We start from the raw sequence: 8,527 nt of genomic DNA on the forward strand, positions 1-8,527 counted from the left end.
GCCCCCAAGGACAAGCCTGGAAAGGGCTGAAACTGAAAATACAGCAAGGCTTGGATAGCGCTGGTTCCTTCTACAATGAGTTAATCTCCACAATAGGCAAAGCTATCGGCGTTGCTGACAGTGAGCCTTACTGGAATGCATATCAGAACCAATGGCAGGTTTGGGTTAACTTTGGGAGCGGTTGTACTTCTGTGGTGTGCGATTGGTTGGTGGCGGTGTAGGTCATGTCCTCTATACTAAGAAGTTGTTTAGCACTTTCCAACAAATAACTAGTAGTTTTCAGGTGAAGTTTGGCCCACAGTGGACTGAATGGATGGCGTGATTTATTGGGAACAGATCGCGATCGCTAAAAGGTCAGTTCCTCCCAAGATTCATTTGACACAATATCACAGTCAATACCCTCTAATATTAGATGGGGCGGCTCAAAGTGTTTTGAACTTTTTTTTGGAGAAAAGCTAAAGATTGAATGATTGTGTCAGCACTATTTTCCCAATTGCTTGACCTGACTCAGCATATTGATGGGCAGAAGCAATTTCAGCCATGCTGAAAATTTTGTCCAGATGTGGATGTACCTTGCCTTCATCCACCAATTGAGCCAACTTTGACAAAATCTCTCCATGATGGGCGCGACCTTTACCAAACAGCATGGGAATCAGCATAAAAACTAGATGCAGCGTTAACCCTTTTACATGCAGTAAAGTTAAGTCTTGATGGGATAGCGAAACAACGGAAACAATTGTTCCGTTGAGTTTTGCGGCTTTGAAGGCATTCTGAAGATTGTCGTTACCAACTGTATCAAATACCACGTCAAAACCCTCCCCATCCGTATGCTCTACCACAAATTCTTCAACAGGTTGTTGCTGATAGTTGATGATGACATCTGCACCCAACCGACGAGCGATTATCCCTTTCTCATTACTAGAAACCGAGGCGAATACCGTTGCTCCTGCCCACTTGACCAGTTGAACGGCTATATGACCTACACCCCCAGTCGCTCCATAAACTAAAACCTTTTGTTTTGGCTGAATCTTAGCGCGATCAATCAGTCCTTCCCAAGCTGTAATTGAAACTAAGGGAAGTGCAGCCGCTTCTGCCATTGTCGTAGATACTGGTTTATGAGCAACCAAGTTAGCATCAACCAACATATATTCTGCTAAGGCTCCACCCAAACCTTTCACGCCGCCGGCACAAGCGTAAACTTCATCCCCAACCTGGAAATCATTAACTCCTACTCCTACTGCTTCGACCGTTCCTGCTACATCTCCATGCAAAACAGCTGGAAGGGCAGGCGTAATATCCGCCACAAGCCCTTGTCGGATCTTCAAATCAACTGGATTGATACTTGTCGCTGCCACTCGAATTAGGACATGGTGAGGAAGAATCAAAGGAATCGGCAAATCTGCTTCTCTAAAAATATTTGAACCGCCAAATTGGTCAATGACTAGCGCTTTCATCATCTTGTTTTCCCGCAGTAATCTAGATTTGCAACGTATCATTGCAGTACATCTGTCCACAAGGATTTACACATTGGTGCAATAGTTACTTTTTGGTAAACATGGCTCTAAATCCTGATTCTAATGATTTTCAATTGACCTACTTGCCTCAACCAGCGCTTGAACGGATTGCCAAGATGAATCTGTTTGATACCAGATGCGCTGCTCATCAAATGCTAGAAATCATTGCCAATAAATGGACAGTTTTGATCATTTATGCGCTGACTCAAGGCAAAAAGCGATATGTCCAACTCAAACAAGAGATTGTTGGTGTCTCGCCGAAAATGCTGATTCAGAACCTGCGAAATTTGGAGCGCTATGGGTTAGTTGAGAGAGAGGTCTATCTATCCGTCCCCCCAAGAGTCGAATATTCACTCACTCCACTGGGGGCTTCTCTAGTGGAGCCATTGGCAATACTGGGTGAGTGGGCATATCGACACATTACAGATGTAAAAACGGCGATGGAACATTACGATCGCAATCCAGAAACCAGCGATTACTGGGAACCAAAGTAGCTTAGACACAGCTCCCGCGGGTTCGGTATTATCGGCATTGCGCTCAGTTAGTAGTGGAACGGGTTGAATACGGGGTTGATGCTGTGAAAGAATTACTTAGTACGCTAACAATTGATGAGCGTTGCGGTGTGATGCTGGAGTTTGAGGATCTTGACCCTGACAAATTTGCTCAACTGGTGACAGATGCCCCACAGTGGACTGAATGGATGGCGTGATTTCCCATTCGATATAGACCAGTTGACTGTCGATTCTTCAAGGATCATTTGAGTGTAGGTGAATTATGCATATTTAATTTATTTAAAAACCTTCTGTTATAGCTCCTAGTGCCAAAAGAGACGATCGCACAGATTCCGTTAAACCAACGACCCCTGTAATATTCATCCCTTCATAAGGTCTAGGAGTTCTGAGAATTTTCAGACATTCACCTGTTTCGACATCCCATAAGCGGATGGTCTGGTCTTCACTGCTGCTAGCAAGAATTGGACTTTTAACCGGAGAATGGATAAATGCGATCGCAAAAACCCATCGTGTGTGTCCAATCAATACTCTCAAGCACTTCCCAGTTTTCATATCCCAAATTCTCACGGTTTGGTCGGTTCCTCCGCTTGCCAGCAGACAACCATCAGGACTGGCAGCACTGATCACAGCATGAGTATGTCCTTCCAAAGTTCTTAGACATTGGCAAGTCTCAAAATCCCAAATTTTGATGGTTGCATCTTGACTACTACTGTGCAAGGTTTGCCCATCTGGACTAAATTTAGCTGACCACACGCCGTTTGTGTGCCCACGAAAAATTTTCAAGCATTCCCCTGTAGCAATATCCCAAGCTCGAATTAGGGAATCTGCACAGCAACTAATTAGCATCTTGCCATCAGGACTATAAACAAGTGATGAGACAATATTAGTGTGATTACATAACACACCCAGGCAAACACCTGTCTTGACATCCCAAATCCGTACCTGCTTGTCGCTACCACTACTAGCTAAGGTTTGCCCATCGGGACTGTAGGTAACTGAAAGTAGCCAGTTTCTATGACCCCGCAAGACTTGCAGGCATTCTCCTGTCTCTATGTCCCAAATTCTCACTGTTTCATCTGCACCGCCACTCGCAATGGTATTACCTTGGGGATGAAAAGCTACGGTTCGTACCCAATTAGTATGACCAGTCAAGGTTTTGATACACTTACCAGTCTGAATATCCCATAGTTTAACTGTTTGGTCTTCACCACTGGCTAAGACTTGGCTGCGGTCATTTTCATCAAGTGGAGAGGTTGCTAATGCCCACACACCACTACCATGTCCGCGAAAAGTTCGGAAACACTGTCCTGTATGAATATTCCAGAACTTAACAGTTTGGTTGTCATCACTGGCAATCAAGGTTTTTCCATCTGGAGTCAATGTCAGCGATCGCACTGTGTGGGTGTGCCCTGACAAAGTTTTCACACATTCCCCAGTGTGAATGTCCCACAAGCGAATTGTTGTATCACCACTGCCACTTGCTAGCATTTGACCATCAGCACTACAAGCTACACACCAGACATGGCCTGTATGACCGTGGAGAGTTTGCAAACACTGCATTGCTTCTAAATCCCAAATCCTCACAGTACCATCAGCGCTACCACTTACCAGCATTTTTTCATCGGCATTAAATGCTACAGACCACACAATACCCGTGTGTGCTTGCAGTGTTTTCTGGCACTTACCTGTATTGACATGCCAAAGTTTGATAGTATGGTCGGCGCTACCACTTGCTAAAATTTTACCATCTTTACTCAGAGCGATCGCCCAGATCCAATCTGTGTGTCCTTCAAGACTTTTCAGACATTCCCCTGTCTGGATATCCCATAATTTAACTGTTTGATCCATACCACCACTGGCTAGGACTGAATAGTTTTCTTGCCGAGCCTGGGCTACAGACCAAACAAAGCCTGTGTGCATCCTGAATACTTGTAGGCATCGACCTGTGAGATCCCATTGTTTAACAGTTTGGTCATCACTGCCACTAAATAAGGTTTGTCCATCGGCACTAAATACAATAGAACGCACCCAACCTGTGTGTGCTTCCCAGGTTAAACATTGCTGTCCATCTGTTGTTTGCCATAGGGAAATTTGACCAAGGGTATCCCCGATTGCCAGAAGATTGCCATTTGGACTAACTGCTAGTGTAAAGGTATAGCTGAGATTTGCCGTAAAAGTAGATTTAGTTAAATCTGAATAGGCGAAGTTACTTTGGTGTAAATTCACACCTTTTAAATCAGCTTGCCAAATCGTCAAACTAGAAAAGTTGCGATCGCTTAAATCCACTTGCAGCTGATGAAGTAAATTAATCGTGTTTCCGCCCACATAACCAGCATCCATTGGTTTTTTGCCGCGAAGTGATGCCAGAATTGTCATCAGTTGAGCTTCAATCCGATTTGCACTTCCGAACAAAGAAAGCAACTTTTTAATTACAGGGTTGAGAATTAAGTAAAGTTGAATTTCTTTGATATAGTCTTTCGCCGTCGCTTTAATCAGTGCATGGCTTTTGAAAAGATAAGTTTTTTGAGTTTCAACTTCAACACAAACCTCTTGAATCAAACGACTAGTAATGTACTCCATCAACACAGGCTGTAGTGTGAATAAAGCACTACCTTTCTCAATCAGGCTTCGCCTTTCTAAAGCTGACAACGCTTCTAGAAGTTGAGAAGACGCAACCAAGGATAATAAATCAGATTGTATTTCTGAAAAATTTACAGGTTCCCGGTTGATTGCCAACCAATACATGACTGATTTTTCTAAAGCTGATAAACGTTGAAACTGTTGTTCAAGCAAATCTTGAATATCGCCGAAGACAACAGTGCCTTGAGCAAGAAAATTAGAAATATTACTATCAAATAAATCCCGGATGGTGGTTGCTACAATCTTTAGTGCTAGTGGATTACCTGCATAGGATTGAATTAGAGTTTGCCATTCATTAACCGATCCAATAAAGCTACCTTTGCAGCTAAAAATTGCTTGCCCATCAGCGATTGATAAACCAGATAATTGCATAGTTCTAACAGGCAACTTTTCGCCTTCAATTACCGCCACCTCTTTAGGCTTTTCTCGACTCGTCAGCATCAAACAACTTTGATGGCGAAACTCACCAATTCGCTTAAAAAGCTCACCATACCCCTCGTAACCAGGGCGATATTGACCTGTTCGACCCTCATTGCTGGTTAAGATTGTCTCTGCATTATCGAGAATTAGCAGACAGCGATGTTTTTGGAGATAGGTAAGCAGTCGAGAAATGCGATCGCTGACAGATTCGGGTAAATCTCCCTGCTGTTGGTTAGAGAGAACTTGAATCAAGCTAGTGAGTAATGCTTCAATAGTGGGGGCATTATAAAGCGATCGCCAAATAACATACTCAAAGTTTTCCTGAAGTTTCTCACTCAACTTCACAGATAAAGAAGTTTTACCAATTCCCCCAATACCCAATAGTGCCACTAACCGACAACGGTCTTGATTAATCCACTGCTCTAAGGTGGCAATTTCTTGGAAACGTCCGTAAAAAATCGAAACGTCGAGCGCTTCACCCCAGTCTTGATAAGTTTTTATGGGATTATCAGGCTTGATTTCTCCAGTATTCTTCTGACGATAACACCATCTTCTCAAAGACGAATGGAGGTTATCTTTAGTAACTTTCTCACCCATCGCCTTGGAGAGCATTTTCCAGAGTCGAAAGCCAACAATTTTGATGTAGTCGGCATCATAACCAAACTTTTCAGCAATCTCTGGATACGTTTTCTGTTCCCATGACTGTCGAAAAATAATTTCTTGCAAGTCATTTAGAGATGTTTTTTCCAGAATTATTTCAACAATGGCTAAGGCTTCTTCGACAGTCATTTACCCAGAGGTTGCTTACTAAAGTTAACTTCAACTTGTAACTTTGAATAACTATTAATTACTGCAAAGATTTAGCAACTTTTTTAAGATGCTATCAGTTGTTAATTCCCAACGAACAACGACTTTAAATCATCAACAAAATTCCTGAAATTATTCTAAACTATGACTACTACTTTACAAAGACGCTCTAGCACCAATGTCTGGGAGCGCTTCTGTGAGTGGATCACCAGCACTGATAATCGTCTATACATTGGTTGGTTTGGTGTCCTGATGATTCCGACTCTGCTAACAGCTACCACTTGCTTCATCATCGCCTTTATTGCTGCACCCCCCGTAGATATCGATGGTATCCGTGAGCCTGTTGCTGGTTCTTTGATTTATGGCAACAATATTATCTCTGGTGCGGTTGTTCCTTCTTCAAATGCGATCGGCTTACACTTCTACCCCATTTGGGAAGCAGCTTCTTTAGATGAGTGGCTTTACAACGGTGGCCCCTACCAGCTAGTAATCTTCCACTTCTTAATTGGTTGCGCTTGCTACATGGGACGGCAATGGGAGTTGAGCTACCGCTTGGGAATGCGTCCCTGGATCTGTGTAGCTTATAGCGCTCCCCTGGCTTCTGCGACTGCTGTCTTCTTAATTTATCCCATTGGTCAAGGCTCTTTCTCTGATGGTATGCCTTTGGGTATTTCTGGAACCTTCAACTTTATGTTGGTGTTCCAAGCTGAACACAATATCCTAATGCATCCATTCCATCAGTTAGGTGTGATTGGTGTGTTTGGTGGTGCTTTAATTTCTGCGATGCACGGTTCTTTGGTGACTTCTACCTTAGTTCGTGAAACTAGCGAAACCGAATCTGCAAACTACGGCTATAAGTTTGGTCAAGAACAAGAAACCTACAACATCGTTGCGGCTCATGGCTATCTGGGACGGCTATTTTGGCAATATGTCAGCTTCCAAAACTCCCGGTGGCTGCACTTTGTCTTAGCAGCTTTACCTGTGATTGGTATCTGGTTTACTGCTTTGGGTATCAGCACGATGGCATTTAACTTGAACGGATTCAACTTCAACCAGTCTGTCATCGACTCCCAAGGGCGCGTAATTAACACTTGGGCAGATGTGATTAACCGTGCCAATTTGGGTATGGAAGTAATGCATGAGCGTAATGCTCACAACTTCCCTCTAGATTTGGCTGCCGGTGAAGCAGCACCAGTAGCTTTCAATGCCCCTATTATCAACGGCTAAGGTTTAACTGTCATTTTTTATAAGTGCTTACCTCGGCTTACTTTGTTGAAGCCGGGTTTTTTAACGTCTCCCTATCTGGGAAAGCGACCGTCAAAGGCACTGGTAAAGCGGCTTTCGATGCTATCACATCCTTGTCTCGTAGACAGGAAAAAGGTGTCCTTTTCTCAAGCCCCTAAATTTATTTATGGGGTTCAAAATTATGAATTTTGAATTCTCCGTTCGCGTAGCGTCTCGCAGAGAAGAGGTTGATAGCTTAACTTTCGCTAATCAACTGTAACAATACTTCCGTCGAAATCTTGCCACTGATATCAGCACCTTCCAATAGGCTGTCTGCCAAATCTCGCTTGTGCTGATGCAATTGCACAATCTTTTCTTCAATAGTATCCTTTGCTACTAGACGATAAATAGTAACTGGACGTTGTTGCCCAATGCGATGGGCGCGGTCTGAGGCTTGATCTTCCACTGCGGGATTCCACCAAGGATCTGTATGAATCACGTAATCAGCCGCAGTCAGATTCAGTCCTGTACCACCCGCCTTGAGACTAATCAGAAAGACATCTCCTGAACCAGCTTGAAATGCATCTACCCGTTTTTTGCGCTCTGCCACTGAAGTGCTGCCATCTAGATATTGATAATTAATACCTTGCTGCTCCAGATAATCTCTGATAATGTGCAAATGGTCAACAAACTGACTAAACACTAACGCTTTATGACGATTTTCCAGCAGTTCACCCAGGACTTCACCAAAAAGTTGCAACTTAGAACTAGGTAATTCAGTATCAGGCATAACGAGGCTGGGATTGCAGCAAGCGCGACGCAGTTTCATAATCTCAGCTAAAACTTGCAAATGTTTCTTTCCTGCTTCTGCATCACTTTCGGTAAGTTTAGATATGGCCTGACGGCGCAACGCTTCATAGAATGCCTTTTCCTCTCGACTTAACTCTACATGAAGGAGAATTTCGGTACGAGATGGCAACTCTTCTAATACTTGATTTTTTGTCCGCCGCAACAGAAATGGTTGAATCAGTTTTTTGAGTTTATTACGTGCAAGTTTATCCTGGTATTTTTCAATGGGGGTAGCAAAGCGTTGATTGAAGCTTTCAAAAGAACCCAATAACCCAGGATTAATAAAACGGAATAAATTCCACAACTCACCCAGGTGATTCTCAATCGGAGTCCCAGTAGTCAGCAACTTAAAATTAGATTTTAGGTTCATGGCTGCCTGTGAACGTTTAGTGGTCATATTTTTAATCGCCTGGGCTTCATCCAGGACAATCGTTTGCCACTGTACACCAGAAAGCATTTGCGCTACTTCTTCTTGTTGTAATAAACCATAACTGCATACCAACATATCTAATACCAATTTAATATGAAGCTGCATAGAAAAGAGCTTCTAAAATAAAGTTA

General features: G+C 43.1%; 6 protein-coding genes and 1 pseudogene. 4 read left to right on the forward strand and 3 right to left on the reverse strand.

Annotated features, from left to right (window positions below; translation table 11 throughout):
* A partial coding sequence (locus ABF638_RS35260) for a hypothetical protein (protein ID WP_435027431.1) occupies window positions 1–221 on the forward strand: 221 nt, incomplete at its 5' end.
* Between the two features lie 234 nt (window positions 222–455).
* Here the strand turns inward: ABF638_RS35260 and ABF638_RS35265 are convergent.
* Window positions 456–1,457, reverse strand: a complete 1,002-nt coding sequence (locus ABF638_RS35265; RefSeq protein WP_435027432.1) for a zinc-dependent alcohol dehydrogenase family protein — start codon at window positions 1,455–1,457, stop codon at window positions 456–458.
* 98 nt (window positions 1,458–1,555) lie between these two features.
* Here ABF638_RS35265 and ABF638_RS35270 point away from each other — a divergent pair, with 98 nt between their 5' ends.
* Together ABF638_RS35270 and ABF638_RS35275 are read left to right on the forward strand one after the other, a co-directional pair.
* On the forward strand, window positions 1,556–2,008 hold the full coding sequence (locus ABF638_RS35270) for a winged helix-turn-helix transcriptional regulator (RefSeq protein WP_435027433.1): 453 nt from the start codon (window positions 1,556–1,558) through the stop codon (window positions 2,006–2,008).
* Between the two features lie 83 nt (window positions 2,009–2,091).
* Window positions 2,092–2,223, forward strand: a complete 132-nt coding sequence (locus ABF638_RS35275) for a hypothetical protein (protein ID WP_435027434.1) — start codon at window positions 2,092–2,094, stop codon at window positions 2,221–2,223.
* Between the two features lie 82 nt (window positions 2,224–2,305).
* Here ABF638_RS35275 and ABF638_RS35280 read toward each other — a convergent pair whose 3' ends face one another.
* Window positions 2,306–5,875: an NB-ARC domain-containing protein gene (locus ABF638_RS35280; protein ID WP_435027435.1), complete on the reverse strand. Its 3,570-nt coding sequence runs from the start codon at window positions 5,873–5,875 to the stop codon at window positions 2,306–2,308.
* Window positions 5,876–6,037: 162 nt separating this feature from the next.
* Here ABF638_RS35280 and psbA point away from each other — a divergent pair, with 162 nt between their 5' ends.
* Window positions 6,038–7,120 (forward strand): photosystem II q(b) protein, encoded by a 1,083-nt coding sequence (gene psbA, locus ABF638_RS35285; RefSeq protein ID WP_435027436.1) that lies wholly within the window; start codon window positions 6,038–6,040, stop codon window positions 7,118–7,120.
* Between the two features lie 253 nt (window positions 7,121–7,373).
* Here the strand turns inward: psbA and ABF638_RS35290 are convergent.
* A pseudogene (locus ABF638_RS35290) lies at window positions 7,374–8,477 on the reverse strand (DEAD/DEAH box helicase); the annotation flags it as partial.
* Between the last annotated feature and the right edge of the window lie 50 nt (window positions 8,478–8,527).

Source organism: Nostoc sp. CALU 1950 (assembly GCF_051172895.1).
GTDB lineage: Bacteria > Cyanobacteriota > Cyanobacteriia > Cyanobacteriales > Nostocaceae > Nostoc > Nostoc edaphicum_A.

Coding starts and splice junctions, on each gene's coding strand:
- ABF638_RS35280 (WP_435027435.1), bottom strand. CDS start 5,875: ATGACTGTCGAAGAAGCCTTAGCCATTGTTGAAATAATTCTGGAAAAA.
- psbA (WP_435027436.1), top strand. CDS start 6,038: ATGACTACTACTTTACAAAGACGCTCTAGCACCAATGTCTGGGAGCGC.
- ABF638_RS35270 (WP_435027433.1), top strand. CDS start 1,556: ATGGCTCTAAATCCTGATTCTAATGATTTTCAATTGACCTACTTGCCT.
- ABF638_RS35265 (WP_435027432.1), bottom strand. CDS start 1,457: ATGATGAAAGCGCTAGTCATTGACCAATTTGGCGGTTCAAATATTTTT.